Below are 25,262 nucleotides of genomic sequence, written 5' to 3' on the forward strand. Positions count from 1 at the left end.
GGAAAAATCATGGGAAATCGACGTTTGGCAAACTGGATGACGGGCGTGGCCTGCGTATTGCTGGCCGGGATGAGCGCGGCACAAGCACAACCTATACGGTTCGCAGTCGCAGCCGAACCCTATCCGCCGTACACCGAGAAGCAGGCCAACGGTGAATGGAAAGGCTTTGAAGTCGACCTGATCCACAAGCTGTGCAGCGAAATGAAAGCCGAGTGCGAGATCAAGGAAGTGGCATGGGACGGGATCATTCCATCGTTGCTGGCGAAGAAGATCGACGTGATTTTCTCGTCGATGTCGGTGACTGAGGAGCGCGAAAAACAGATCGCCTTCAGCAAGGCGTATTACGACTCCGTGATTGCGATTGTCGGGCCGAAGGGCTCGTCGGTGAAAACGTATCCGGATGACCTCAAGGGCAAGATCATCGGTGTGCAGAACTCGACGGTGAGCGCCAGTTACCTCAAGCAGTACTACGAAAAAATCGCTGACGTGAAGTATTACGACACCCAGGACTCGGCCAACGCCGACCTGATTGCCGGTCGCATCGACCTGATGATGGCGGACGGCACGGCGATGGCAGCCTTCGTGCAGACCCCGGATGCCCGCAACAGCAACCTGGAATACCTGGGCGCCGTGCCGTATGACCCGATTTTCGGCAAAGGCGTGGGCGCTGGTCTGCGCAAGGATGACGCCGAACTCAAGGCCCGACTCGACAAAGCCATCACCTCTTTGCTGGCCAGCAAAGACTATGACGACCTGTCCCAGCACTATTTCGGTACCAGCGTGAAACCCGCGTTCTGACGGCCACGCGCAAAACAACTCCATGGAATGAAATTTTCCTGAAGAAACACCCATCCCCGTAGGAGCGAGGCTTGCCCGCGAAAGGGCCCTTGAAGCCGCCAAAAGCTTCGCGGGCAAGCCTCGCGCCTACAAGAGGGCGGTGGTGCGTCCAGGCCACCGATTGGAGACTGAAAATGCCAGCCATGTTCGAATTGATCAACTTCAGCGAAACAGGATGGGGCAGTGCGCTGTTGAAGGGTCTTTGGATGACCCTGCAAATCTCGGCCGGGGCTTTTGTGGTCGGGCTGTTCATCGGTCTGGTGGTGGCCTGCCTGAAGCTCGGTGCGCCAAAGCCGATTGCGGCGCTGATGCGTGGTTACACGACCTTGTTCCGGGCGATTCCGGAGTTGCTGTTGATCCTGCTGCTGTACTACGTCGGCTCAATGCTCCTCAATTCGCTGATGACGCAGATGGGCTACGGCGTCGTCAATGTCAGCGGTCCGTTGGCCGCCATCGTGGTGCTGGGGCTGGTGCAGGGCGCGTACGCCTCGGAGATTTTCCGCGCGGCGATCCAGGCGATCCCCTTCGGCCAGATTGAAGCGGCGAAGGCCTTCGGCCTGAGCGGTTTCGGTCTGTTCCGACGCGTCACGCTGCCGATCATGGCGCCGTATGCGATGGCCGGCATGGCTAACCTGTGGATCAACCTGATCAAGGACAGCGCCTTGATCAGTGTGGTTGGCACCAACGAGTTGTTGTACACCGCCAAGCAAGGGGCGGGTTCGACGCGTCATTACTTGTTGTTCTACCTCACGGCCGCGGCGTTGTATTACGCGGTGACGTTGGTGTCCAACTACCTGTCTGGACGGCTCGAGCGGCGTATTCGTCGCTGGATGCCTTTGGCTGAGTGAATGAAATGATTCCAGCGTGGATAGTTGAATACGCGGCGCTGTTGGGCCGGGGACTGCAAACGACCATCACCATCCTGTTAATTTCCAGTGTGCTCGGTTTTGCGCTGGCGGTGCTGGTGGCGCTGGCGCGGATCTCGAAAAACAAGGGGATCGCCAAGGCCAGCCAGTTCTACACCAGCGTGTTGCGCGGTACGCCGTTGCTGATCCAGATCTACATCTTCTACTACGGGCTCGGCAGCGTGTTTGCGCAGTTCCCGCTGATACGCGGCAGTTTTCTCTGGCCGTATTTGCGCGACGGTTACTGGTACATCGTGTTCGCCCTGGTGTTGTCGGTGGGTGCGTATGTCGGCGAAGTGATTCGCGGCGGGCTGCTGGCGGTGCCAAAAGGCGAGATGGAAGCGGCCTCGGCGTTTGGCATGACGCCGCGCCAATCGCTGCTGCGGGTGCGATTGCCTCGGGCGCTGCGGTTGCTGTTGCCGACACTGGCCGGGGAAACCGTGATGTTGCTGAAATCCACGGCGCTGGCCTCGACGATTGCGATTGTCGATCTGCTGGGTGCCGCGAACGTGGTGCGGGCGCAGACCTTGCAGGTTTATGAACCGTTGTTGCTGGTGGCCGGGGTCTACGTCTGCCTGACGTTCCTGATCGAGGCGCTGTTTGCCTTTGCCGAACGGCGCGGGACGCCTGTGCGCAGGTCGGTGTAATGAGCACCTCACAGGTCGTCGACCGTTCGCTGCAGGGCATCGGCCTGTGCACCTTGGGGTACATGTTTCTGACGTTGCAGGACGCGGTCATCAAGTGGCTGGTGACCGATTATTCGGTGGTCACCATCCTGTTCTGGCGCAGCCTGGTGGTGGTCGTCGCGTGCCTGTTGGCCGGGCGCCTGCGCCTGGTCCAGCGGGCCTGGCGTTCGCCGAGCCGGCGCTTGCTGGTGGTGCGCGGTTTGTTGTCGATCGTGGCCTGGCTGCTGTATTACACGGCCGCCCGGGACCTGTCGCTGGCGGAAATGACCACCCTGTATTTTTCCGCGCCGATCATGGTCACGGTGCTGGCGACGGTGATTCTCAAGGAACGGGCCAGCGGCTGGCAGTGGTTTTCCCTGATCCTGGGGTTTGTCGGGGTGATCATCGCTTGTCGTCCAAGCAACATCGCCGATCCGTGGCCCATCGTGCTGACGCTGCTGGCGGCGATGTGCTGGGCGTTCACTTACATCCAGTTGCGTCAGGTGGATGACCAGACGTCAGTGCTGGAGCAGATGCTGATCACCAACGTGGTGTTCGTGCTGTGCATGACCGTCGCGCTGCCCTGGACGTTCACCCCGGCACCGACGCCGGCGTGGCTGGGCATGCTGGTTGCCGGTCTGGTGGGTGGTATCGGTCAGTTCCTGCTGTTTGCCAGTTTTCAACGGGCCACTGCCACCTTGCTCGCGCCGTTCGAGTACACCGGGTTGATCTGGGCGTTCCTGCTGTCGAGTCTGATCTGGGGCACATTGATGGATGTGTCGCTGATGATCGGTGCCGGCCTGATCGCGGTCAGCGGCACCCTGGCGATGATCTTCGGGCGCCACCCCTCACAGGATGTCGTCGGTGCTGAATGCTCCGTGACGCAGCCCCTTTATCCAGCAGCGACAGATGTGGAGGCCGTTGGCGGGGCTGAAGGTTTCGGGGTTGAGGCACCACTCGATCCAGAGTCCGTCGAGCATCGCCGATAAACCGATGGCGGCCAGGCGTGTGTCGTGGATCACGAAACCTTCGCTGGCGGCCATGTCATCAAGCAACTGGCGCAGCAGATCGAGGTAGGCGCGGTAGCTTTTTTCGTGGGACTGGCTGACGTGTTCGGAGTGCCGAATCAGGCTCCAGAACACCACCCAGACGCCAAGCAATTGCGGGTCCATGACCCTTGGCGAAAAAGAACCGACGAGAAACGCGTCCATTTTTTGCGCCGGGGTGGTGGCCTGCTGGATTTCCAGGCGCAGGGCGGTAGTCAGTTCGCTGGCGATCTTCTGGTACGTGTCGGCAATCAACGCATCGATGCTGCCGAAATGGTGATTAAGCAGGCCGACGGACACCCCGGCTTCGGTGGCAATACGGCGCACGGAAATGCCCGCATGGCCGTCGCGGACCAGGCAACGCAACGTGGCGGCCACCAGCATCTCGCGACGCTCATCGGGCTCCGCGCGACGGTTTTTTGGAGAGGGGGTTGTCACACGAAAATCCTTGGATGCAGTGCCAGGTTGGCGAGCTTAGTTGAACATGCGTTCAATCTCCAGTGTCGGCCGCAGTGATGCACCGGTTTTTAACGTTCATGACGGGGGAGGACAAGCAGATGGCGCAGGATATTTCGTTCAGTGTTCGCAACAACAATGGCGATCCGGTGCAGGTCGGCGCGTGGCGTTTCGGGGGCGACGGCAGCGGGCCGATGGTGCATTTGCAGGCGGGGGTGCACGCTGATGAAATCGCCGGGATGCTGGTGTTGCATCTGTTGATGCAACGGCTTCTAGTCGTCGAGGCCGAGGGCCGGCTCAAGGGCAGTGTGACGGTGGTGCCGCAGGCCAATCCCCTGGGGATCGGGCAGTTTCGCCAGGGGCGGATTCTCGGTCGCTTTCACGATGCGACCGGGCATAACTTCAACCGCGCGTTCGACCAGTCAGCCGCGATGGAGCAACCTTCGACCAACGTCCAGGAATGGCAGAAAAGCCTGGTGCAACTGGCGTCCACGGCGCAGGTGATGCTCGACCTGCACACCGATGACGAAGCCTTGCCCTACCTCTACGTGCACCGCCGTTTCTGGCCCCGTGCCCGCGAATTGGCGGCGGCGATGAAGATGGACGTGGCGATCATCTGGGATGACGGCGGCGACGGCTCCTTCGAAGAAACCATCATCGCCCCGTGGCTGCGTGATGGCGTCACCGCGCAACGCATGGCCGCGACCCTGGAGCTGCGTGGGCAGGGCGATGTCAGCGATCGGTTGGCCGAGCAGGACGCCGCGGGACTGTACGCCTGGCTGTGCAGTTGCGGGGTCATCGACGAGGCGTTGTCACCCGGTGACTGGCCCGTCGAAGTGATGGAAATGGGCCAGATGGAAACCATCCTCGCGCCGCAACCCGGGGTGTTGATCTTTGAAAAGGAACTCGGTGACTTCGTCGAGGAAGGGCAGCGCTTTGCGCGGATTCTGCGGCGGCCCGGTGATCCGTCTTCCGAAGTGGTGCTGGTGGCCGAGCAGGCGGGGCGGATGGTCACACGCTATCGGGACCGGCTCGTGTCGCAGGGCATGGTGGTGGCGAAATTCACCGGGAGCCGGATTTCGCGCAACTGGAGTGGCGGGTTGCTGGACCCGAACTAGGCGCAGAGCATTCGTTCAGCCTGTTGGCCACCTCCGCTGAAGATAAGCGGGGTGGCCTTCACGCTAGTTCCCATCCGCCACTTTGCGTTCTATCTCATCTATCTTTCGTTGGAGCGCCTCGGCTTCATCCTCTTCGGGATGCGTTTCTGAATCGAGCTCTTCGGCGTCCTTGTCTTTCCGATCCCGTTCGATGTCACTGTCATCGCTGTTCATCGCGTGTACCTCCGTTGATCTACACATTGGATGCAGGGGCGCAGAGGGAGTTCGAGATTTTTTTGCCGGGGTTCAAGCGCACATGCAATCCCGGCTTCGGCCTGTAAACTGTCCGCGCTCAAGGCATCGACCGCCTCGTTATTCCTTCAAGAAAGAGATCCTCCATGGCAAACCAAGACATCACGTTCACCCCTGATCCCGACGCGGATTCCATCTCCTCCGACGTCGCCGGTTTCGGCGGCATGCTGGTCTCCACCCAAATCCCCACCCGCGCTGATGGCAGCCTGGAACTGGGCGATATCACCCTGCAGAGCGAGTGCACGCTGCAGGCGCTGAAGGTCGCGCTGGAGCGTGCCGGCAGTTCCATGGACCGGGTGCTGCACCTGACCATTTACCTCACCGACATGGCCGACCGCGCCGCGTTCAACGAGGTTTATAAACGCTTCTTCGCCAAACCGTGGCCGGTTCGTGCCGCCGTTGGTGTGGCCGCCTTGGCGGTCGAAGGCATGCGCGTGGAAGTCACCGCGATGGCCGCCAAAGCCTGACGTTGCGGGTCAGGTGTGATGAAAATCCGCCTGACCCGGTTTCAAAAAAAACGACCTTGCATGCCTCCTCGCGATACCCCTTATCCCTCTACGAATTTAGTTTCGCCTCCCACAGAAAAGCAGATCATCACTCCGTTGGAACTCCCCATCACCCCCCTTCGTCATCTGCAGTGAGGGAGGCTGCACTCACTGCGAACTCCCGGAACGCTTGATTACAGACAGAAGGCGAGGGATGACATGAATACTTCAGACAGCACCACCGGGAGTCAGCCAGACAAACCCGATTCCCCAGGGCCGGAGCCAGGCTTTGAGCACTTGAAGGAGGACGTGACGGAGGCACTTGAGGGTGCACGACAACAGGCGGACGCTCAGTTCGGGCAATACCGCGACACCGCCGCCGATCAGATCGAGGCTTTGGCCAAGGGCGCGAAATCGGTTGTCTCCGAACTCGAAAGCAAGGACACCCTCGGCATGTCCGACTACCTGGCCGACATGGCGGAATCCATGAGTGGCCTGGCCGGAAACTTGCGCGGCAAAAGTGCCGAACAGCTGCTGCATGACGGGGCCGAGCTGGCCCGCAGCAATCCAGGGCTGTTCATTGCCGGCAGCATCGCGCTGGGCTTCGGCCTGTCGCGATTCCTGAAGGCCGGCAGTTCCCCAGCGGCCACCTTCACCGATGCCAACAACCCGGCAGCCGGCCACTCGATGCCTCCGCCAGGCGGTTTTGGTGCGCAACGCCCCTATGAAACCTCAGTCGCGTCACGCACTGACAACACGCCGGCCTCCCCGAGCGAGCAAGACCACCCTTCGAACTTCGCGACGACCTCCACACCGGGTTCGACAAACGTCAATGGAGCACTGTGATGAACAGAGAAGATCCAGATTTTCCAGGCTCAAGACCGGTGCACGCGCCGGACCATGACGCTTCGGTCATCGGTCTATTACGTCAGTTATCCCGTGAAGTGCCCGCGCTGTTCACCAAGGAACTGGCGCTGGCCAAAGCCGAACTTCAAGCCAGTCTCACAACACTCAAAGCCGGCATCGCCGGGGTTGCGGGAGGGGCGATTGTCCTGTTGGCGGGGTTCATCATTCTGTTGATGTCCGCAGTCTATGGCCTCAGCACCGTGATGGCGCCGTGGCTGGCGGCGCTGATTGTCGGCGTGGTGGTGATGATCGTCGGGTTCGCCATGCTGCAGTCCGGGAAAAAACAATTCGAGCCGTCCCACTTCAAGCCTGATCGCACGCTGGATGCCTTGAACAAAGACCAGGAAGCGCTGCGGAGGAAAGTCTCATGAACAGTGAATTCGACATCGAAGCGGCAAAAAGCCCTGAAGCCATCGAGCGTGAAATCGATGCTCAGCGGGCGAGTATCGGCAACATCGTCGATGCGCTGGAAAGCAAGTTCACCCCTGGGCAGATGTTCGATCAGGCGCTGACGATGATGCAAAGCAACGGCACGACATTCCTGACTAACCTGGGCACCAGCGTTCGCAACAATCCGGTTCCCGCCGTCCTGACATCCGTCGGTTTGCTGTGGTTGATGATGAGTCAGAATCGCCCGCCGTCACCCCGTCCAGGCTATCGCGTGGGTCCGGATCAAAACAAAGTCGGCGAGTGGGCCGACGGTCTGGCTGATGGCATCGACAGTGCCCGTGACCATTTGCACCAGACGACTGACACGCTCAAGGACGGTTATCAGACCATCAAGGGCAAGGCCGCTCACATGGGCGACAACCTGGGTGCTGCTACCGACACCATCAGTCATGCCGTGCATGATGCCAGTGACCGGTTGGTCCGCAGTTCGCAGGTGCTGGGGACTCAATTCAGTCAGTTGTTGAAGGAGCAACCCCTGATGGTCGCCGCCGCGGGCATCGCGTTAGGTGCCATGCTGGGCGCGGCATTGCCTTCGACAGCGACCGAGCAACGCTACATGGGCAAAACCAGCGCCGGCCTGGCCGATAAGGTAAAGCAACAGGCGAGGGAGGGGTTCGAGGCTGTGCGCGACACCGTGACCAAAACCACCGATCACTCGGACGTAGAAACGAAACCGCAAGGGGAATACCACGCGGCCTCCGATACGCCAGCCGATCTGTCACGAGGTTTGGGCACCTCGTAATCCGGCGCTTCATAAAGGGCTGCAAAAAACAGCGGGAGGCCTGACACAGACCTCCCGTTTTTTTCCGCTTCTCAAGCACCGTCGAACGATGAAAAACAGGTGAGACAGCGGTGGAGATCTGGCGACCGATAAAAGTTTGAATCGATTGATTGATCGCCGACGACTGGTGACAAAAGCATGCCAAAACCCGCCTCCAATGCCGCCTGTCGCGAGTGACCAATCTTTTTAAAATTTTCTCAGGCGCGGCACCTTCAGATAACTGTGGGCGGCGCATTTGGTCATTTGCCGGATGGATATCGACGCCCCTTCAGGCCTGAGGAGATTCGTCATGTTTCTACATAACAAACGACTTCAATACACCGTGCGTGTCGCCCAACCCAATCCGGGGTTGGCGAACCTTTTGCTCGAACAATTCGGCGGCGCCCAAGGCGAACTGGCGGCGGCGTCCCGCTACTTCACCCAGGCTTTGGCCGAGGATGATCCGGGAAGAAAGGATCTGCTAATGGACATTGCCACTGAAGAGCTCAGTCACCTGGAGGTCGTCGGATCGATCATCGTGATGCTCAACAAGGGCGCCAAGGGTCAACTGGCAGAAGGGGTGGACGAAGAAGGCGAGCTGTACCGCGCGATCAATGGAGCGGGCAATGACTCGCACATTACCAGCCTGCTGTACGGCGCCGGGGCACCGCTGACCAATTCGGCCGGAGTGCCGTGGTCGGCCGCGTATGTCGACACCATCGGTGAGCCGACCGCTGACTTCCGCTCCAACATCGCCGCCGAGGCTCGCGCCAAAATCGTCTACGAGCGCTTGATGAACATCACGGATGATCCCGGGGTGAAAGAGGCGCTGGGGTTTCTGATGACCCGCGAGATCGCCCATCAACTCTCCTTTGAAAAAGCCCTGCACGCGATCCAGCCGAACTTTCCGCAGGGCAAGCTTCCCGGCATGCCGGAATTCACCAACGTCTATTTCAACCTGTCCCAAGGCGAAGGCAGCACTCGCGGGCCATGGAACCAGGGCGAGGACTGGAACTACGTGAACGATCCACAGCCGGCAGTCGATGGCGGGGACGGCACGGCAAGCGTCCAGCTCAGCGCCGAAGACGAGGAGCTGTTGCTGGCCATGAAAGTCCGCACGATGTCTGACCCTGAAAGCGATCCGATCACGGGTGCTGACTTGGGGGCGGGCCTCTACGGAAAACCCGATGCGTGACGAGGGTCACCGCACGCCACCCGGCGTGCGGTTTTTTGTGGTGCTGGAGAGTTGAGGTGAACCCCATGAATTCCAATCCAGACGCTTTTTCCGCAGAGGCTACACAGGACTTTTACCGGCTGTTCAATACCACTGCAATGGCGTTCGAACGAGACGCTTTGCGGATATCAAAACAGATCCGGATGGCTGCGCCTGAAGCGACCCGTAAGCGCTCCAACGGAAAACAGGTGTCCTGATGTCGGACCATTCTTCGCCTGCAAGAGGCCCTTGGCGCGCCTGGTTTGCCCCAGGAAAAAGCGGCAGTTGGCTGAGCATTCTGTTCTGGTCAACTCTGGTGGGTGTCACCGCTCTGCTGCTGGTCAGCGGCTACAGCGCCTTGACCGGGGCGGATCGAGTCAACTTGCGGTATGCATTCCTGGGCGGCGTCTCGGGTTTCGGCGCGACCGCACTTGGCGCCGTTTTGGCCGTGGTCTTGCGTGACATTGCCGCACGGACTCAGGACATCATGCTGGGTTTCGCCGCGGGCATGATGCTCGCGGCCAGTTCGTTCTCACTCATTCTTCCTGGCATCGCGGCGGCGCAGGCCATTTGCGGCAATAAGCTGCTGGCGGCGTGTGTCGTGGTCCTTGGGTTGGGTTTGGGTGTGGCTCTGATGATCGGGCTGGATCGCTTTGTCCCCCATGAGCATCAGAAGATTGGTCGCAAGGGCCCGCACGCACAGCGCATCAATCGAGTCTGGCTGTTCGTGTTGGCTATCACGCTACATAACTTGCCGGAAGGCATGGCCATCGGCGTCAGTTTTGCCAACGGGGACATGACGGTGGGTCTGCCATTGACCACCGCGATTGCCATCCAGGACATCCCCGAAGGACTGGCCATTGCACTGGCGCTGCGAGTGACGGGTGTGTCGACGTTGCGGGCGGCGCTGATCGCGGTCGGCTCAGGGCTGATGGAGCCATTGGGCGCTGTCGTGGGACTGGGCATTTCCACCGGCTTCGCGCTGGGTTACCCGGTTGCTCTGGGCCTGGCGGCGGGCGCGATGATTTTCGTCGTCTCCCACGAGGTGATTCCCGAGACACACCGCAATGGCCACGAAACCCCGGCGACGCTGGGCCTGATGCTAGGGTTCGGGCTCATGATGTTTCTCGATACGGCGTTAGGCTAGGCTTGATTCAAGGGCAAGGTGAGGGGTGAGGCGATGGACAGGCACCTGAAGTTTGGCATTGAAGAGGAATACTTCATCACGGACCTGGCCACCCGGCGTATGGCCGAGAATCCTCCCGACGTATCGATTGAAGCGTGTCAGGGGGTGCTCGGCGATTGTTTCGCCCATGAAATGTTCAAGGGGCAGATCGAAGTCGCGTCCCCCATCTTCACCAGTGTCGCGCAAGCAGCGCAGTACCTGTTTTCTGCGCGCTCAAGGTTGCGGGGGACGCTCGAACGTCACGGTCTGGGACTGCTCAGTGCCGGCAGCCACCCATTGAGCGATTGGCGTTTGCAGCACGCCACCGACCATCCTCATTTTGTTCAACTGTTTGAAGACTACCAGCGCGTGGCAAGGCGCAGCGTGCTGTCCGGCCTGCACGTGCATGTTGAAGTGCCAGGGCACGTGGACCGTATTCAAGTGATGAACGAAGTCCTGCCGTGGTTGCCGCTGTTGTTGGCACTGAGCACATCGTCACCTTTTTGGGACGGCGCCGACAGCGGCTTCATGAGCTACCGTCAAACGGCGTGTGATGAATGGCCGCGGATGGGCATTCCTGAATTCTTCGAAGATCAAAGCGCCTATGAAGCCTACGTCGCCATGCTGATCCGCACGGGCACAATCAAGCAGGCGGGCGATTGCTGGTGGGGCTTACGACCTGCCGCGAAATACCCAACGCTGGAGATGCGCATGACGGATGCCTGTCCGCGCCTGGATGACGTCTTGTGCATCGCCTCTTTGTTTCGCTTGCTGGTGGCCCATGCCATTGACCAACCTCGCCCGGGATTGAGCTATTCGCAAGTGTCGCAATGGATCCTCAAGGAAAATCGCTGGCGGGCGAAACGGTCCGGCATCCACGCAGCCTTCATCGTTGAAGGCTACGATCGACCGTTCTCTGCGGCGCAATGGCTGTTCAGGGCGCAACAGATTCTTGGAGACACGGCGCAGAAGATGGGCGTGGAGGATGTGTTCGCCCAGGCCCGCCGGATTCTCCGGGACGGCACCAGTGCGGACCGGCAGCGGAGAGTGTATGCGCGAGCCTTGCGTGGGGGAGGGGATGTTGACGCCGCGTTGTCGCAAGTCGTGGATCAACTGCTGATGGAAACGTCGCAGGCGCCGTGCATCAGTGAAACGGCGCTCACCTAAGACCGAAGATAATCTCCAGCCGAACAAGCCCCCTGTGGCGAGTAATGCTGTTCACTTAAACGCAACGTCGTATCTGTGGCGAGGGAGCTTGCACCCGTTGGACTGCGCAGCAGGCCCTTTTTGGGGGCGCTTCGCGACCCAGCGGGAGCAAGCTCCCTCGCCACAGGGTTCTTGTTCGACTGGAGATTGTCTTGGATCAGTGAAGTTTTGAGTTTTGGAGTCCGGGTGAATTGATGACAAGGCGGGATTGGAGCCTGCACTGGCCCAATCCCGCGCGCAGCTATTTCAGCCCTGCAACGGCGGTGTCCGAGGCGGGATCATTCGTTTGCTGCCGGCCGACTCAAACGCCGAAGCGAAGCGCAGCAGCGCTGAGTCGTCATAGGCACGACCGGCAAAGGTCAGCCCGACCGGCATGCCGATGTCCGGCATGACGCCCATCGGCACCGTGACCGTCGGCACACCGAGGTGGCGGATGGCGAGGTTGCCGTTGGCGACCCACACACCGTTACTCCACGCGATGTCCGCCGACTGCGGATCGACATCGGCATTTGCCGGCCCGACGTCGGCCACTGTCGGGAATAGCACCGCATCGAGCTTCAGCCGGTCCATCCAGTCTTCAAGGTCGATTCGACGTGTTTCTTCAAGCCCGCGCAGGCCGTCCGGCAGCGTGGTGATCTGATCCCACGGCGTGATGCCACGCTCGGCCATCTTCACGTATTCGTCCATGCCGGCGGCAAGGTCGTCTTCGCGATTGGGCAGGGTGCCTGGGTCATGCGGGAAGATCAGCGGCCCGTCGACATCGGCCAGGCGATTCAGTTTCGGATCACCGTTGGCCCGCAGAAAATCATCGAACGCCCAGGCCGACAGGTCCCACAACTCATGGTGCAGGAACTCCTTGGACACCAGGCCGCGGGTGAACACGGTCGGCGCGCCCGGACGATCGCCTTCGCAATTCGATACCAGCGGGAAGTCGACTTCGACCACCTCGGCACCAGCGGCTTCGAGTGCCCGCCGGGCGTCTTCCCAGAGACCGATCACGCTAGGGCGGGTATTGATTTTCTGCCCCGTCGGGCCACCGATGCCCGGCGCCTCGCTGGTGCCCGCGTCAGGGTCCGCGTTGATGTACATGCGCGGCACGCCGAAGCGTTTTCCAGCGAGCGCATCGGTGGTCGCGGCCAGCCCGGCGTAGGACGCGGGGCGCACCGACGCGACGCTCGGTATCGGCAGCCAGGGTTGCATTCGCCACAGATCGCCGCGTGTATCCGGGTCTTGCGCCACCACCACGTCGAGCACTTCAAGCAGGTCAGCCATGGTTCGCGCGTAGGGCACAACCACGTCCATCGTCGGCGTCAGCGGCCAGTTGCCGCGCACCGAAATCACCCCGCGCGAAGGGGTATAGGCGCACAAGCCATTGTTCGAGGCCGGACCGCGGCCGCTCGACCAGGTTTCTTCGGCAAGGCCGAAGGCCGCGAAACTGGCGGCGGTGGCCGTCCCGGCGCCGTTCGATGAGCCCGATGCAAAAGGCGCCGTCAGGTAGTCAGCGTTGTACGGGCTCTCGGCACGGCCATAGACCCCGCGCTGCATGCCGCCATTGGCCATCGGCGGCATGTTGGTCTTGCCCAGGCAGATGGCCCCGGCGGCGCGCAGCCGTTCGATGGTGAAGGCATCGCGATAGGCAATCAGGTTTTTGAAGGCCGGACTGCCAGAGGCCGCGGTGAGGCCTTTCACCAGATAACTGTCCTTGGCCGTGTAGGGAATGCCATCCAGCGGGCCGAGCGTTTCGCCCTTGGCCCGACGGGCATCGGACGCTTGCGCTTCGTTGAGCGCCTCGGGGTTGCGAACCACCACCGCGTTGAGCGCGGTTGGCGTGTCGGGGCCGTCGTAGGCGTCGATTCTGGCAAGGTAGGCCTGGACCAGTTCAACTGCCGTGGTCTGGCCAGACTCCAGCGCCGCTCGCAATCGGGCAATGGACACTTCGGTGACTTCGATCATGCTGTTACCACTGACGGCTGATGGGGAAGGAGGTGGCGGTTGGCCTCTTGCCAGGTCTTGGGCTCAGGGGTATCACTTGTCTGAAAATGGGTGTTCATATCGATTTCTCGTTTCACGGCAATACACGACAGGGTCTGGACTTGAAACCTGGGCTGCCTATTTAGCACCAAGGAAGGCACGGAGGGAAACGGTGCAGCGGATTGTGCCGGTTACGACACCTTCTGTTCCATCCCGTCGTGTTTGATTCAGAGGAGATGCAACATGGACCGATTCACCGGTGGCTGCGTGTGCGGCAATGTTCGAATCGAGGCATCAGGACGGCCCTACCGGGTCGGCCTTTGCCACTGTCTCGATTGCCGCAAGCATCATGGGGCCCTTTTCAATGCCAGCGCGATCTTCCCTCAGGAGGCGGTGACGATCGAGGGCGAAACACGCGACTACGCCGGGCGGCATTTTTGTCCGCGCTGTGGATCGTCCGTTTTCGCACGCACCGCCGATGAAATCGAAGTGAACCTGGGGTCTCTCGATGCCCCTGATCAACTGACGCCAACCTACGAAAGCTGGATCGTGCGTCGCGAGTCCTGGTTGCCGGCGTTTGCGCTCATCAGGCACTACGAACACGACCGTGAGGGTACAGGGCGTTTGGAGGAGTAGGGCGTTCTGCGAAAGCAGTCAAGCCTTGACCCAGCGTTGACGGCTCCAGCTGCTCAATGAATCGACGGCGATCACCAGTAGCAACATGGCCAGGATTACCGTGCTGGCTTGAGCTTCCTGGAACAGGCTGAGGCTGACATACAGCATTTGCCCCAAACCACCGGCACCGACGAATCCGAGCACACTGGCCATGCGAATGTTGTTTTCCCAGCGGTACAGGATGTACGCCAGCAGCTGCGGCAACAGGTTGGGCAGGGTGCCGTAACAGAACGCCGAGATGGCATTGCCGCCCTGCAGGCGGATGGCATCGGCCGGTTCGGGCGGGGTGTTTTCCAGAGCTTCTGCAAACAGCCGGCCGAGTACGCCGGTGGTGTGCAGGGCCAAGGCGAGGGTGCCTGCATTGGGGCCGAGTCCGGCGGCCAGCACCATCAGCGCCGCCCATACCAGTTCCGGGACCGCGCGCAAGGCATTGAGGACCAGGCGCGATGCACTCTGCAACGGCCAGCCGAAACGCCCGGCCGCGGGCAATGCCAACAGTAGCCCGAAGACCGCCGCGAGCAGGGTGCCCAGGGCGGACATGGCAACGGTTTCCAGCGCGCCGTGACCGATGGCTTGCAGATGACCCGCGCTCAGGTCCGGGCTGAGGAAACGCTGCACATAGGCAGCCATCTGCTTCAGGTTGCCGGCGCTGCCGAGTTCGCCGAGGTCGATGCTCAGGTAGATGAACGAGGCGACTGCCGCGGCGCCAATGCTCAGGAGCAGCACCAGGTTGATCAGGCGATTCATGTCAGCCTCCAGCGCAGCAGGCGGCTGAGTTGATCGGCGAGCAGCACCAGGACGAGGAACGTCAGTAACAAACTGGCCACTTCACCCCCGGCGAACATGCGTAACGACAGATCCATCTGCTGACCCAGACCGCCGGCACCGACAAAGCCCATCACCACCGAGGCGCGGATCGCGCACTCCCAGCGGTACACCGTGTACGACAGCAGCTCCGCCGCGACATTGGGCAAAATCCCGTAGCAAAACGCTGCCAGTCGACCGCTGCCTGAACGCAGTAATGCATGGGCCGGTCGCTGGTCGACCGACTCGAAAATTTCTGCGTAGACCTTGCCCAACATGCCGCTGTAGGTAATCGCAATAGCCAATACCCCGGCGGTCGGGCCGAGGCCGACGGCGCGCACGAACAGCAGGGCCCAGACGATTTCCGGCACGCTGCGCAGGAAGATCAACAAACCGCGTACCGGCCAACGCAGCAGTTGGCCGCCGAAGCTTGGGTGACCGGCACGGGATGCGGCCGACAGCGACAGGGCGCGACTGGCCAGCAGGCTGGCAGGGACGGCCAACAGCAACGCCAGGGCCATACCGGCCGTGGCGATGGCCAGGGTCTGCAGAGTGGCTTGCAACAGCAGTTCGATGAACTCGGCGTCATGGGCCGGAGGCCAGAAGGCGGAAACAAACCGGCCCATCTCGCTCTGACTGTCACTCGCCACTAAAACGCCGAGGTCCAATTCGCTGAAGTGGATGCCCGGCCACAACAGGGCGATCGCCAGCAGGGTGAGGAGCAAACGGGGCAGGGCGGCGGGATCGCGCGAGGCAGACGTCAGCATCGGGGAATCTGCACACTCAAGGACACTGGAGGCACCGGTGAGGTGTGCAACTGCTCATTGGCGTAGAGTGTGTCGAGCAGCTCGCGGTCGACGTCGCCGGCCGCAAGGTCGAACAGGATCTGCCCGTCACGCAGGCCGATGATCCGCGAAAAGTGCGCCAGGGCCAGCTCCACCGCATGCAGGCTGGCGATCAGGGTGACGTTGTGCTCCCGGGCGTGGCGGCAGAGCACCGAAAGCGTGTGTTCGGCCAGCACCGGGTCCATTGCCGAAACCGGCTCATCGGCCAGCAGCACCTCGGGCGCTTGATACAACACGCGGGCAATGCCCACGCGCTGTAGCTGGCCGCCGGACAGTTGCTGGCAGTGTGCGAACAGTTTATCGCCAAGGTCCAGCCTGGCCAGCGCCGCGCGGGCGCCCGGAATATCCAGAGGATGCATCAGGTTCAGCAGGCTCTTGCCCAGGCCCCATTGACCCAACTTTCCGGCCAGCACCGCGGTGACCACACGCTGGCGCGGTGGCAGGGGCGGCGATTGATGGATCAGACCGATGCGTGCGCGCAAACGCTGGCGCTGCCGGGCAGACAGCTGCCACGCTCGCTCGCCGAGCACCTGCAACTCGCCGTTGTCCGGTCGCAACGCGGTAGCCAGCAAGTTGAGCAGGCTCGACTTGCCAGCGCCGGACGGGCCGATGACGGCAACCTGCTCGCCTGCACCGATGTGCAGGTTCACCTCTCGCAATGCCTTGACGCCGTTGGCATGGGTCAGGCTGGCCTGGGTCAGACGCAAGGTCATTTCAGCAGGTCGGCAGCGCGTGCGGCTTCCTCGATGCCTTTGTAATTGTCTGGGCTGGTTTCGATGAACCGGCTGGCTGCCTGCAAATCGAGAACTTCCTTGTCCTTCGGGTTCGCCGGATCGAGTGCGAGGAAGGCCGCCTTGATCTTCGCCGCCAGCGCCGGGTCGAGGGTCCCGCGCACTGTCCAGTTGTAGTCGAAGTAGGCCGGGGTGGTCGCAAACACTTTGACCTTGTTGGTGTCGACCTTGCCGGCAGCGACCAGTTTTTCCCACACGCTGGCGTTCAGCACCCCGGCGTCCACCTTGCCGGCCTGGACCCAGGCGACGGTGGCGTCATGGGCGCCCGAGTAACCGACGCGGCTGAAGTAGGTTTCTGGCTTGATGCCATCCTTGAGCATGAAATAGCGCGGCATGAGACTGCCCGACGTGGAGGACACCGAGCCGAACGCGAAGGTCTTGCCTTTCAGGTCGGCGAGGGATTTGACGTTCGGGTCGGCGGTGATGAATTTGCTGGTGAACTGGGCATCCTGTTCGCGCTGCACCAGCGGAATGGCATTACCGGTTTTCAGGCGTGCCTGCACAAACGTGAAGCCGCCCAGCCAGGCCAGGTCGATGCGGTCGGTGGCCAGCGCTTCGACCACGGCCGGATAGTCGCTCACCGGCACGAACTCAACCTTCATGCCCAGCTTTTGCTCCAGATAAACGCCCAGCGGCTTGAACTTGCGCAGCAGTTCAGTAGGGGCTTCATCGGGAATCGCGCTGACTTTCAAGGTGTCGGCGGCCTGCGCCAACAGGCTGCCAAATATCAGGGTAAGGCCGACGGCCAATGCCAGGGTACGCTTGAGCATGGAAGCTCTCCGGTGAATAAACTGAAAAATGATCGATGCGCCTGACGCAAGCTGAACTTGCTTGGCGCTTTGTGAGGGTAGACGAAGCGGGGGCATATTAACCGGTTTTGACCTAGTCAATATGTGTCGTGATGGACTGCACAACCATTGCTCGAACTGAACCTTGACTACGCCGTTGGCATTTAACCGGCATTTTAATCGCTCTCATTGTTTTCTGACGCAAACAGGCCTGCGTGTACGCTTTTGGGCGAGCGCTACGCGTCGCTGTTTTTTGAGTGCTTTAAACATGTTTGTGCGCGCGCGTTTAAAGACACTCGGCGTTACGTCCTAACGGCTACAACGCCTTGCGTCGTTGCCTACGCGTGCGCCAGAATCCGCCGGCTTGTGCGGCTTTTGGGGGGGCTATATCGTTTCCCTGTCACTGAAAAACAGTGATCGGGTTTGGTAGCCCGCTTGTGACAGTCGCATGGCGACACCTTAGGCAGTCCCTTCTTTCGGACTCTGCTTTTATGGTGGGCATGCGTGGGGCTCCTTTGTGAGCGCCGGGTTTCCTGTCGCAACCGGTCTACCAACCCACGTATGGCCGCCACCCTCGTTTGGTAGCGAGAGTGATGGCTCCTTATATTTGTGACGGGAGCTTCATCTATGATCAAACCAACACCCAACCCACCGGACACCAATCCGGCATCCCCCTACGAATCCCTCGATTCCAGAAAACTCCACGAAGCCGCCGAACGCGCCCTCGACCACTACCTCAATCCGGGCGCCCACATCATGGCCAGCAACCACGAACCCGAACCCATGTTCCTCGCCAACCCGGCATACGACACCGAGTCCCTGCTGGCCAACGCCAGCGAATCACTGGGCTCGGCCACTACTATGCTCAGCAATTTTGCGGCGTTATTGGATAACTCACATCGCAAGACGCTGTTGGGGATTACCCAAGTGGTGATGTTGGGGGAGTTGGCGGTGAATCAGGCGTTGGATAAGGTTGAGGTGAAAGAGTAAGAGTGAACCCTCTGTGACGGTGGGTTAACCCGTCGTCACAGAGGGGAGGTGACTGCATCAGAATCAAAGGTCCGAACCGGGGGGTATTCGGTTATGAAAGATTTACACGAATTGCCCAGCCTATTGCTCAGGTATGTTCGTCCCTCTTCCTTCCCGTTCGAAGAACCGTTGCACTGGCGGGATGAGCGGGGCCGCATCGCCCCCTGACGCGAGGCCCCTGCAAAAAGTAATGACGAATTTGCCTCGACACATCCTGCGCTTTGGGTCGACTGCGGCTTTTCGTGACTGACTGCAGTCGGCCAAAAGTGAACGGTGGACACGGTGATGGCAAATGGATAGCTTCGTTCGAGGGCTGCAGTCCTTGCGGTCAACCATGCAGCGTTTCTCCCTCAGCAATGTCGCATTTGCCGTGACCACTTCTAAACCTCCTTACCGTTACGGAGCATATAAGACATGTCAAACATCGTCGCATGGACCCTGTTCTCCTTGGGTGTGCTCCATATTCCATTCGGTATTTTCAAGTTCAAAGCAGCATTCGCCGCCGCTGTAAATGCTGGCTTCGTTGACCAGTTCAGGGCGCACGAAGATCGGCGTGCAGCCCTCTGGTTTACCATGCTGGGGCCGCTTTTTATGCTCGCAGGGCAGACAGCGATCCACGCCGTAGCCGTTGGCGATCTTGCGCTACTTAAAATTGTTGGCATCTATGTGCTGATGATCTCGATCATTTGCGTCATTGCTGTTCCAAAATCTGGGTTCTGGGCAACGCTCCTGGTTTCTCCGCTGATCATCGCGGCAGGGTATGGCTTGTATGCCTGACAAACGGTTCATCCTTCACGACAGGCAACAATCGGCCAAAAGCAGTCGGTCTAGTCTACGAAATCTTGGTTATTCAGAGCGTTCAAGGTTGTTCTAGTGAAGTCACATCGCAATTGTCATCCGGTTGGCCGAGTATTACCGCATAAACTCGGCGGTTACCCTTACCGGACACGACGTATCTGACGTTGTCGAAGAAGTGGGGCCGGGTGTGATGGCCTTGGCACCAGGAGACGAAGTCTGGTACACCCCGGCCAGGAAATTATGCCGAGTGCCACGCTGCTGCAGAAAGCATTATCGGGAAGAAGTCTCCCTCGCCGAGCCATCTTTAGGCGGTAAGCCTGAGCCTAGTCGGCGGAACGGCGGGGGGGAGGCGTCCTCTCTAGCGATATAGCTTAGTTTCTCTTTTTGATTAGTTTGTTCAAATAGTACTTGAGGCTTAAACGATCTTTGGGCCTTGGCTTGTAATGTGTTTTATTTCTTTGTGCGGGATCGGCCGCCATGGTTTGTGCGGTGTAATAATAAAGCGCTATAGACCTGCGCGTGATGTGCTCCGGAGTCGTTAAAGGCTCGGGGTGCCCATGATTACTGTCTTTGTCTGTGTTGAAAATGACACAGCGGTTATAAATTGGCAGCACTTTTTTAAGACAAGTCTTCATGTCGATATCCCAAAGTTCCAGGTTGCCGCCGTACTCCTCTTGCCAGTCTTCATTCAGATAAATTATGGCATTCAACCTGCGTTCAATATTAAGCTTTTTGTTGAGTCTGAAGTCCGAATGAACACCTAGGAAGCCACCACTTTTCGTTTCATGCAGCCCGCCACCGGTAAAGTAGGGGTCGGGTATCAAACCTTCAATGCCCGTGAGCTTTTCAAGAAACTGCAACATGGGGGCCGAGTTAAAGGCGTTGAAAACAGTCTTCAAATAGGGGGCGCATTCGTTGGGACTGATTTGTCGTTTGCGCTGACCTTTATAGCCACGCTCGTAGAGCATTTCGTTGTTAGTTGGCTCGACTGGGAAGTGCGAACAGATACTCGCAATCAGGTCTTCCTGTAAAAAGTTATCGATGACTATATGCGGAAATGGCGTAGCCTGGATATAGCTACTGGCTAGCGAGTCACCCAAAGCGCTGGCGGCGCTCTGGTCGAAATCAAGCTCCGGGGAGAGGGTGATAGGTAGTGTTTGAGTGATGGGGGCCATTACCGCTCCAATAACTTAATATAAAAACCCAAGGATAATTTCAAGCCGTGTCGCACACACTACTCGCTGCGTGCCTTCAACGCTTAGCTTTGGCTGTTGTCTTTGTTAAGACGCTTGAGAATGTTGTTGTACATTTTGGTTCGTCTATGAGTCTTTTCATAGCCACCAGCCGCTGCGACAGTGCCGGACTGAATGTGATCTAGATAGCTGAAAATTTTACGCGGCGATAACATTTCAATGACATAGCCAAGCTCGGTCATGCGGTCTTGGAGGGTGTAGCCGGGCACACGATCATCCATCGAGAAACGCAAGCCGTGCTGTTTGATAAGTTTGCAGTTCCACAATGTACAGAAACTCTTCAAGTAGACTTCTCTGTACGGTTTTGGTTCTCTGGAACGTAATCCCAAGGAGATTTTCAGGCGTCTGAAATGGTGCTTTAACAATCGTGAGCTAAACCGCCAAAGGGTTCTCGTGGTCCCACGATTTAGTTGCTCTACACAACCGACGGCTACAATGTTGGGGTTTTTCATGCATTTATTTAGCATCATTGGAAAAACATTTTTATCGAAAATAAATGTATCGGTGTGCATCAGGAGTAAATAATCAGACTCAATCCGCTCCAAAACCATGTCAAGTGCTTTGCCATGGGCGATATGGCCCTGCTCTGGTTCAGAAACAGTACGCTCGATTAAGTTGATCCAGTCAAGAGTCCGCAAGTACTCAGTACTTTCATCGGCGGAATAGTTGTCAACTACCCATACTGGAACGATACCACCCACATGCTGATGCAATAAATCCAAACATATCTTGGTGATTTCTGGTGTCTTGTAATTCACTATCACTATACTGAAGCTCTTAGCGCTTTCACCCAGAAAACTAGTGTTATTCATCGCTCAGGCACCCAACGGTGTTGTATGTGAATATAGAAATAACTGACCTATGGACAGTTGCCGCTTATTTGTCTGCGAAAAATTTCGCGTGACTATAAAACACAATTTGTTAATCCGTTTTGTCATACACCGAATAACCATAGCTTACTCAGACGTGATGGGCAGGAATAAATGCGGACTCCATCGTATAAGGACCTACTCCATCGGTAAATATCCGTGAATTAATTCGTCACATAAGGAGGCTGGTCAGGCGAGCTTCTCGGGGAAGGGTGAGCTGAGCTTACGTGTGGCGTTCACATTCGGTGTGTTAGCACCTACAGAGTCTTCCCAAGCAGGGTCGTCATGCGTGTGCCGCGTTTGAGCGCGCATAGGGTGCACGCGATCCATTTTTAGGGTACGTCCACATCAGTGAATGTAACTTGGGATTAAGACACAAGCAGCGTCTGCTCTTGGCCGATTTTTGCCCGTCGCCACCGTCTGCAATGGGGCAATCCGAGTCATACAGCCGCCAATCATCCACCCCGTGAAAGGCTTCGTTGGAACCCTTTTCTGAGAGCGCTGAAGGGGGCACGTGTCAGTAAGACGCGTGCACGGGCGCTCCCTTGTGGTTCTAACATGACGTCCGGGCGACTAGCGTCATATTTGTCGAAGATTAGCGCCATGGGCCGTCAGTGCCCGGGGCAGGATGCCTTCCTGGAATTCACAAGTCCGGCATGTGCTGCGGGCACGATGAGGGCTTAGTTAACCAACACCTCGTCCAGTGCCTGCTCGAGGGTGCTGACCGTGCGCTCGATATTGTGCAGCTTTTCGAGTCCGAACAGACCGATGCGGAAGGTCTGGAAGTCGGCCGGCTCGTCGCATTGCAACGGCACTCCGGCGGCGATCTGCAGGCCGTGGTTGGCAAATTTCTTGCCGCTCTTGATGTCGGCATCATCGGTGTAGCTCACCACTACGCCAGGCGCCTGAAAGCCCGCTGCGGCCACGCTTTTGATGCCTTTGCCGGTCAACATTGCGCGCACCCGATCGCCCAGGGCCTGTTGTTCGTCGCGGACCTTGTCGAAACCGTAGGCTTGCGTCTCTTTCATCACTTCGTTAAAACGCGCGAGGGAATCGCTGGGCATGGTCGCATGGTAGGCATATCCGCCCTGTTCGTAGGCTTGCATGATCTGAAGCCACTTTTTCAGGTCGCAGGCGAAGCTGCTGCTTTGCGTCCGCTCGATGCGATCGAGGGCCAACGAACTGAGCATCACCAGTGCGCAGCAAGGGGAGGCGCTCCAGCCTTTCTGCGGTGCGCTGATCAGCAGGTCGACTGCGCATTGCTGCATATCAACCCAAAGCGTGCCTGAGGCGATGCAGTCCAGCACGAACAGGCCACCCACCGCGTGCACGGCGTCGCCGACGGCCCGCAGGTACTCGTCGGGCAGGATAATCCCTGATGAGGTTTCAACGTGGGGGGCGAAGACAATCTGCGGCTTCTGCGCCTGAATGGCTGCCAGCACTTCGTTCAGAGGGGGCGGGGCGTAGGCCGCCTGACGACCAGTCTCGACCGGTCGGGCTTTCAGCACCGTGGTGGCCGCCGGGATGTTGCCCATCTCAAGGATCTGGCTCCAGCGATAACTGAACCAACCGTTGCGTATCACCAGGCATTGCTGGTCGGTGGCAAACTGGCGCGCCACCGCTTCCATGCCAAATGTGCCGCTGCCCGGAACCACCGCAACAGCCTGGGCGTTGTAGACCTGTTTCAAGGTCCTGGAAATGTTCTTCATCACGTCTTGAAATGACTGCGACATGTGGTTGAGCGAGCGGTCGGTGTAGACCACTGAGTACTCGACCAACCCCTCGGGATCGATACTGGGATATACCTTTGACATGGGGTGACTCCTTTGGCAGAGATGTCAGTGGTATCGACCCTGCCCTAAGCCTTGGCAAATGACAAGATTGCTCGGGACGAATTGCGACTTCTGTCGAGCGGCTGGCATCACCTGTGGGCGGCAACGGGTTCTAACTGCGTAGATTGCGCACATGAAACGGTAAAAAGCAGGCAATTACCGATAACGAGTAAAACGGTGCAACTGCCCCCAGTCCGGTTGGCCGACAACGATGGTGCAACGCGGCAATCAGGTTACAACCAGTCTGTCCACTGACTGCTTATGACCGATTACAGCCTGTCGCGAAGGGCAGCAACCGACCCAGGCCGTGTGAAAACGCACTGAATACGTCGAAAGTTGAGAGCTACGGGCGTTGCCTGCGAAACCAGCAGACTGAAGCGTGAATTGCCCTCGTCAGTTACATAGGCGTTCGTAAATGCTGTTTGGGCCGCGTCAGCGGCCCAAACAGCCACTCACGGACGATCAAACGGCTGGATTCACGCCCTGATCGCTTCAAGCAGTCCTGAGATGCCGAAGATACTCATCATCCGTTTGAGGTTGTAGGCGAGCACATGAAGGCTCATCTCGGTGCTCACTTTCGGCAGGGTTTTGGTCAGGAAGTGGGTACTTCCCATCCAGTATTTGAGCGTTCCAAAAGGATGTTCAACGGTCTGTCGACGACGCCTCATCATCGTTGGATCATTTTCCAGCCGTACCTGCATCGCATCGACTACGGCTTCATGTTCCCAGCGCTTTACCCGGCGCTCTTTACCGGTCGTACACTGCTTCTGCATTGCGCAGGACTGGCAGCCCGAGAACCAATAACAGTGCAGAAGCATGCCGTCTTCCACCGAAGAATGCCGCCGGGTCAGTAACTGTCCCGCAGGGCATCGATACTCGTCCGATGCAGCAAGGTAGATGAAGTCCTGCTTACCAAATCGGCCTTCGGCTTTGCTGCCAGATGTGAGGGGTTTCGGTACGAAGGTAGTGATGCCGGCTTGCTCGCAAGCAAGGATTTCCAGACCTTTGTAATAGCCTCGGTCGGCCACCACCGTTAGCGATTCAGCCTCGATTTCTTCACGCGCCTGGTTCGCCATATTGCTCAGTTGCCCACGATCATTACCAACGTTGGTCACCTCGTGGGCAACGATCAGATGGTGTTTGTCGTCGACAGCTGTTTGTACGTTGTAGCCAACCGTTCCGGTGCCTCGACCGCTTGTGGCCATTGAGCGTGCATCTGGGTCTGTGAGGGAGATCTGCTGGTCTGGACTTTCGTGGAGCTGCGCCTCGATTTCCTTGAGTTTCTGCATCTGCTTTTTCAGTGTTTCTATCTTTTCTTTAAGCCGCTCTGCTTTGGCCTCGGCGACTTCGGGTGTTGCCCGATCCGCCGAATCCATCGCCGCCAGATATCGATCAATACTCTGCTCGATCTGCTGCATGCGTGCCTTCACTTTGCCCTGAGTGAAGTTGCGGTCGCGATTATTGTCGGCTTTGAATTTGCTGCCGTCGATGGCGATGATCGACTGGGAGAAGAGATTGAGGTTGCGGCAAAGAACTACGAACTGGCGGCATACGCTGCGAATGGCTTTGCCGTTGTCTTTGCGAAAGTCGGCAATGGTTTGAAGTCCGGGGCCAAACGCCCCGTTAGCCACATCAACTCGACGTTGCGCTCGGCCTCACGCTCAAGCCGGCGGCTGGACTGAATCCGATTGAGATAGCCGTAGATATAGATCTTTAGCAAGACCGCTGGATGATAGGCCGGACGACCCGTTGCAGCAGGATCGACGCCCTCAAACCCAAGTGCGCCCAGGTCGAGTTCATCGACGAAAACGTCGACCACTCGGACTGGATTTTCTTCGGTTACGTAATCGTCCAGGCACTCCGGCAGCAGAGTCACTTGCGTCCGGGCCTCGCCTTCAATGAATCGCTTCATGATCGTCCTCGATACGATCTAGACGATCAGAAGATTAGACAATTGCAGGTGTTTTCACACAGCCTGGACCCAAAGCGGACGTCATTGGCGAACATCGGCGAATGGTCGTCAGGAAGTTTTTCACGCGGCAAAAGTAAGCACTCTAGTTTCTTGAGTATCTTCAATTAACGCGACCACTTGCTCTTTTGGATG

25 protein-coding genes and 3 pseudogenes are annotated in these 25,262 nt (G+C 58.7%); 17 read left to right on the top strand and 11 right to left on the bottom strand.

Annotated elements, in window-relative coordinates; genetic code table 11:
* Window positions 1-9: 9 nt before the first annotated feature.
* From FHL16_RS17060 to FHL16_RS17075, 4 genes are all read left to right on the top strand, one after another.
* On the top strand, window positions 10-798 hold the full coding sequence (locus FHL16_RS17060) for a transporter substrate-binding domain-containing protein (RefSeq protein WP_010459068.1): 789 nt from the start codon (window positions 10-12) through the stop codon (window positions 796-798).
* 173 nt (window positions 799-971) lie between these two features.
* Complete coding sequence (locus FHL16_RS17065; protein WP_077748790.1) at window positions 972-1,685, top strand: ABC transporter permease; 714 nt, start codon at window positions 972-974, stop codon at window positions 1,683-1,685.
* A 5-nt stretch (window positions 1,686-1,690) separates the two neighbouring features.
* Entirely contained in the window at window positions 1,691-2,389 is a 699-nt protein-coding gene (locus FHL16_RS17070) for an ABC transporter permease (RefSeq protein WP_010459072.1), read from the top strand.
* A complete protein-coding gene (locus FHL16_RS17075; protein ID WP_077748791.1) occupies window positions 2,389-3,396 on the top strand; it encodes a DMT family transporter in 1,008 nt (335 codons plus the stop codon). The genes FHL16_RS17070 and FHL16_RS17075 overlap by 1 nt, the downstream gene beginning before the upstream one ends.
* Here FHL16_RS17075 and FHL16_RS34490 read toward each other — a convergent pair.
* Window positions 3,352-3,837 (bottom strand): annotated as a pseudogene (locus FHL16_RS34490) (TetR family transcriptional regulator C-terminal domain-containing protein); the annotation flags it as partial. The gene FHL16_RS17075 and the pseudogene FHL16_RS34490 sit on opposite strands and share 45 nt — an antisense overlap.
* Window positions 3,838-4,010: 173 nt before the next feature.
* Between FHL16_RS34490 and FHL16_RS17085 the strand changes: the two are divergent.
* The gene (locus FHL16_RS17085; RefSeq protein ID WP_077748793.1) at window positions 4,011-5,027 is read left to right on the top strand and encodes a succinylglutamate desuccinylase/aspartoacylase domain-containing protein; all 1,017 of its coding nucleotides are present in this window, start codon (window positions 4,011-4,013) and stop codon (window positions 5,025-5,027) included.
* Window positions 5,028-5,090: 63 nt separating this feature from the next.
* Here the strand turns inward: FHL16_RS17085 and FHL16_RS34050 are convergent, their stop codons facing one another.
* The gene (locus FHL16_RS34050; protein ID WP_162179681.1) at window positions 5,091-5,240 is read right to left on the bottom strand and encodes a hypothetical protein; all 150 of its coding nucleotides are present in this window, start codon (window positions 5,238-5,240) and stop codon (window positions 5,091-5,093) included.
* A gap of 164 nt (window positions 5,241-5,404) precedes the next feature.
* On the opposite strand from FHL16_RS34050, the gene FHL16_RS17090 reads away from it, so the two are divergent.
* From FHL16_RS17090 to FHL16_RS17120, 8 genes are all read left to right on the top strand, one after another.
* On the top strand, window positions 5,405-5,785 hold the full coding sequence (locus tag FHL16_RS17090) for a RidA family protein (protein ID WP_010459079.1): 381 nt from the start codon (window positions 5,405-5,407) through the stop codon (window positions 5,783-5,785).
* Window positions 5,786-6,022: 237 nt separating this feature from the next.
* Window positions 6,023-6,649 (top strand): hypothetical protein, encoded by a 627-nt coding sequence (locus tag FHL16_RS17095; protein ID WP_077748794.1) that lies wholly within the window; start codon window positions 6,023-6,025, stop codon window positions 6,647-6,649.
* On the top strand, window positions 6,649-7,080 hold the full coding sequence (locus FHL16_RS17100; protein WP_077748795.1) for a phage holin family protein: 432 nt from the start codon (window positions 6,649-6,651) through the stop codon (window positions 7,078-7,080). The genes FHL16_RS17095 and FHL16_RS17100 overlap by 1 nt, the downstream gene beginning before the upstream one ends.
* On the top strand, window positions 7,077-7,901 hold the full coding sequence (locus FHL16_RS17105) for a DUF3618 domain-containing protein (protein ID WP_077748796.1): 825 nt from the start codon (window positions 7,077-7,079) through the stop codon (window positions 7,899-7,901). The genes FHL16_RS17100 and FHL16_RS17105 overlap by 4 nt, the downstream gene beginning before the upstream one ends.
* 328 nt (window positions 7,902-8,229) lie before the next feature.
* Entirely contained in the window at window positions 8,230-9,114 is an 885-nt protein-coding gene (locus tag FHL16_RS17110) for a manganese catalase family protein (RefSeq protein WP_077748797.1), read from the top strand.
* A gap of 65 nt (window positions 9,115-9,179) precedes the next feature.
* Window positions 9,180-9,350, top strand: a complete 171-nt coding sequence (locus FHL16_RS34055; protein ID WP_154504182.1) for a hypothetical protein — start codon at window positions 9,180-9,182, stop codon at window positions 9,348-9,350.
* Window positions 9,350-10,279 (top strand): ZIP family metal transporter, encoded by a 930-nt coding sequence (locus tag FHL16_RS17115; RefSeq protein ID WP_077748799.1) that lies wholly within the window; start codon window positions 9,350-9,352, stop codon window positions 10,277-10,279. The genes FHL16_RS34055 and FHL16_RS17115 overlap by 1 nt, the downstream gene beginning before the upstream one ends.
* A 33-nt stretch (window positions 10,280-10,312) precedes the next feature.
* The gene (locus FHL16_RS17120; protein WP_077748800.1) at window positions 10,313-11,464 is read left to right on the top strand and encodes a carboxylate-amine ligase; all 1,152 of its coding nucleotides are present in this window, start codon (window positions 10,313-10,315) and stop codon (window positions 11,462-11,464) included.
* A 285-nt stretch (window positions 11,465-11,749) separates the two neighbouring features.
* Here the strand turns inward: FHL16_RS17120 and FHL16_RS17130 are convergent, their stop codons facing one another.
* Window positions 11,750-13,456: an amidase gene (locus tag FHL16_RS17130; RefSeq protein WP_077748801.1), complete on the bottom strand. Its 1,707-nt coding sequence runs from the start codon at window positions 13,454-13,456 to the stop codon at window positions 11,750-11,752.
* A gap of 261 nt (window positions 13,457-13,717) precedes the next feature.
* Between FHL16_RS17130 and FHL16_RS17135 the strand changes: the two genes are divergently transcribed.
* Window positions 13,718-14,110, top strand: a complete 393-nt coding sequence (locus FHL16_RS17135; protein ID WP_010459086.1) for a GFA family protein — start codon at window positions 13,718-13,720, stop codon at window positions 14,108-14,110.
* An 18-nt stretch (window positions 14,111-14,128) separates the two neighbouring features.
* Here the strand turns inward: FHL16_RS17135 and phnE are convergent, their stop codons facing one another.
* The 4 genes from phnE to FHL16_RS17155 are packed head-to-tail and all read right to left on the bottom strand — an operon-like array spanning window position 14,129 to window position 17,359.
* A complete protein-coding gene (phnE, locus tag FHL16_RS17140) occupies window positions 14,129-14,896 on the bottom strand; it encodes a phosphonate ABC transporter, permease protein PhnE (RefSeq protein ID WP_077748802.1) in 768 nt (255 codons plus the stop codon).
* Window positions 14,893-15,720, bottom strand: a complete 828-nt coding sequence (locus FHL16_RS17145) for a PhnE/PtxC family ABC transporter permease (protein ID WP_077748803.1) — start codon at window positions 15,718-15,720, stop codon at window positions 14,893-14,895. Before FHL16_RS17145 ends, phnE begins: the two co-directional genes overlap by 4 nt.
* Window positions 15,714-16,511 carry a phosphonate ABC transporter ATP-binding protein gene (locus tag FHL16_RS17150; protein ID WP_077748804.1) on the bottom strand — a complete coding sequence of 266 codons (798 nt, stop codon included), beginning with the start codon at window positions 16,509-16,511 and terminating at the stop codon, window positions 15,714-15,716. The genes FHL16_RS17145 and FHL16_RS17150 overlap by 7 nt, the downstream gene beginning before the upstream one ends.
* Window positions 16,508-17,359: a putative selenate ABC transporter substrate-binding protein gene (locus tag FHL16_RS17155; protein ID WP_077748805.1), complete on the bottom strand. Its 852-nt coding sequence runs from the start codon at window positions 17,357-17,359 to the stop codon at window positions 16,508-16,510. The genes FHL16_RS17150 and FHL16_RS17155 overlap by 4 nt, the downstream gene beginning before the upstream one ends.
* A 645-nt stretch (window positions 17,360-18,004) precedes the next feature.
* On the opposite strand from FHL16_RS17155, the gene FHL16_RS17165 reads away from it, so the two are divergent.
* The 3 genes and pseudogenes from FHL16_RS17165 to FHL16_RS17175 form a co-directional block, all read left to right on the top strand.
* A complete protein-coding gene (locus FHL16_RS17165) occupies window positions 18,005-18,367 on the top strand; it encodes a DUF6124 family protein (RefSeq protein WP_010459091.1) in 363 nt (120 codons plus the stop codon).
* A 453-nt stretch (window positions 18,368-18,820) separates the two neighbouring features.
* A complete protein-coding gene (locus FHL16_RS17170; RefSeq protein ID WP_010459092.1) occupies window positions 18,821-19,183 on the top strand; it encodes a DUF6463 family protein in 363 nt (120 codons plus the stop codon).
* A 160-nt stretch (window positions 19,184-19,343) separates the two neighbouring features.
* Window positions 19,344-19,509 (top strand): annotated as a pseudogene (locus tag FHL16_RS17175) (alcohol dehydrogenase catalytic domain-containing protein); the annotation flags it as partial.
* 66 nt (window positions 19,510-19,575) lie between these two features.
* Here the strand turns inward: FHL16_RS17175 and FHL16_RS17180 are convergent.
* From FHL16_RS17180 to FHL16_RS17195, 4 genes and pseudogenes are all read right to left on the bottom strand, one after another.
* Window positions 19,576-20,379 (bottom strand): 2OG-Fe(II) oxygenase, encoded by an 804-nt coding sequence (locus FHL16_RS17180; RefSeq protein ID WP_077748806.1) that lies wholly within the window; start codon window positions 20,377-20,379, stop codon window positions 19,576-19,578.
* A gap of 83 nt (window positions 20,380-20,462) precedes the next feature.
* On the bottom strand, window positions 20,463-21,269 hold the full coding sequence (locus tag FHL16_RS17185) for a glycosyltransferase family 2 protein (protein ID WP_077748807.1): 807 nt from the start codon (window positions 21,267-21,269) through the stop codon (window positions 20,463-20,465).
* A 737-nt stretch (window positions 21,270-22,006) separates the two neighbouring features.
* Window positions 22,007-23,140, bottom strand: coding sequence for an aminotransferase class V-fold PLP-dependent enzyme (locus FHL16_RS17190; RefSeq protein WP_077748808.1), 1,134 nt, complete (start codon window positions 23,138-23,140; stop codon window positions 22,007-22,009).
* A 494-nt stretch (window positions 23,141-23,634) separates the two neighbouring features.
* Window positions 23,635-25,070, bottom strand: a pseudogene (locus FHL16_RS17195) (IS1182 family transposase).
* Between the last annotated feature and the right edge of the window lie 192 nt (window positions 25,071-25,262).

Source organism: Pseudomonas sp. FSL W5-0299 (genome assembly GCF_005930655.1).
In the GTDB taxonomy this organism is placed as follows: Bacteria; Pseudomonadota; Gammaproteobacteria; order Pseudomonadales; family Pseudomonadaceae; genus Aquipseudomonas; species Aquipseudomonas mandelii.

Bases quoted from the DNA above. Each gene is read 5' to 3' on its own strand.
- FHL16_RS17065 (WP_077748790.1), top strand. From the start codon at position 972: ATGCCAGCCATGTTCGAATTGATCAACTTCAGCGAAACAGGATGGGGC.
- phnE (WP_077748802.1), bottom strand. From the start codon at position 14,896: ATGAATCGCCTGATCAACCTGGTGCTGCTCCTGAGCATTGGCGCCGCG.
- FHL16_RS17070 (WP_010459072.1), top strand. From the start codon at position 1,691: ATGATTCCAGCGTGGATAGTTGAATACGCGGCGCTGTTGGGCCGGGGA.
- FHL16_RS17170 (WP_010459092.1), top strand. From the start codon at position 18,821: ATGTCAAACATCGTCGCATGGACCCTGTTCTCCTTGGGTGTGCTCCAT.
- FHL16_RS34055 (WP_154504182.1), top strand. From the start codon at position 9,180: ATGAATTCCAATCCAGACGCTTTTTCCGCAGAGGCTACACAGGACTTT.
- FHL16_RS17060 (WP_010459068.1), top strand. From the start codon at position 10: ATGGGAAATCGACGTTTGGCAAACTGGATGACGGGCGTGGCCTGCGTA.
- FHL16_RS17100 (WP_077748795.1), top strand. From the start codon at position 6,649: ATGAACAGAGAAGATCCAGATTTTCCAGGCTCAAGACCGGTGCACGCG.
- FHL16_RS17115 (WP_077748799.1), top strand. From the start codon at position 9,350: ATGTCGGACCATTCTTCGCCTGCAAGAGGCCCTTGGCGCGCCTGGTTT.
- FHL16_RS17145 (WP_077748803.1), bottom strand. From the start codon at position 15,720: ATGCTGACGTCTGCCTCGCGCGATCCCGCCGCCCTGCCCCGTTTGCTC.
- FHL16_RS17190 (WP_077748808.1), bottom strand. From the start codon at position 23,140: ATGTCAAAGGTATATCCCAGTATCGATCCCGAGGGGTTGGTCGAGTAC.
- FHL16_RS17085 (WP_077748793.1), top strand. From the start codon at position 4,011: ATGGCGCAGGATATTTCGTTCAGTGTTCGCAACAACAATGGCGATCCG.
- FHL16_RS17130 (WP_077748801.1), bottom strand. From the start codon at position 13,456: ATGATCGAAGTCACCGAAGTGTCCATTGCCCGATTGCGAGCGGCGCTG.
- FHL16_RS17180 (WP_077748806.1), bottom strand. From the start codon at position 20,379: ATGGCCCCCATCACTCAAACACTACCTATCACCCTCTCCCCGGAGCTT.
- FHL16_RS17135 (WP_010459086.1), top strand. From the start codon at position 13,718: ATGGACCGATTCACCGGTGGCTGCGTGTGCGGCAATGTTCGAATCGAG.
- FHL16_RS17165 (WP_010459091.1), top strand. From the start codon at position 18,005: ATGATCAAACCAACACCCAACCCACCGGACACCAATCCGGCATCCCCC.
- FHL16_RS17105 (WP_077748796.1), top strand. From the start codon at position 7,077: ATGAACAGTGAATTCGACATCGAAGCGGCAAAAAGCCCTGAAGCCATC.
- FHL16_RS17120 (WP_077748800.1), top strand. From the start codon at position 10,313: ATGGACAGGCACCTGAAGTTTGGCATTGAAGAGGAATACTTCATCACG.
- FHL16_RS17090 (WP_010459079.1), top strand. From the start codon at position 5,405: ATGGCAAACCAAGACATCACGTTCACCCCTGATCCCGACGCGGATTCC.
- FHL16_RS17110 (WP_077748797.1), top strand. From the start codon at position 8,230: ATGTTTCTACATAACAAACGACTTCAATACACCGTGCGTGTCGCCCAA.
- FHL16_RS17185 (WP_077748807.1), bottom strand. From the start codon at position 21,269: ATGAATAACACTAGTTTTCTGGGTGAAAGCGCTAAGAGCTTCAGTATA.
- FHL16_RS17150 (WP_077748804.1), bottom strand. From the start codon at position 16,511: ATGACCTTGCGTCTGACCCAGGCCAGCCTGACCCATGCCAACGGCGTC.
- FHL16_RS34050 (WP_162179681.1), bottom strand. From the start codon at position 5,240: ATGAACAGCGATGACAGTGACATCGAACGGGATCGGAAAGACAAGGAC.
- FHL16_RS17075 (WP_077748791.1), top strand. From the start codon at position 2,389: ATGAGCACCTCACAGGTCGTCGACCGTTCGCTGCAGGGCATCGGCCTG.
- FHL16_RS17095 (WP_077748794.1), top strand. From the start codon at position 6,023: ATGAATACTTCAGACAGCACCACCGGGAGTCAGCCAGACAAACCCGAT.
- FHL16_RS17155 (WP_077748805.1), bottom strand. From the start codon at position 17,359: ATGCTCAAGCGTACCCTGGCATTGGCCGTCGGCCTTACCCTGATATTT.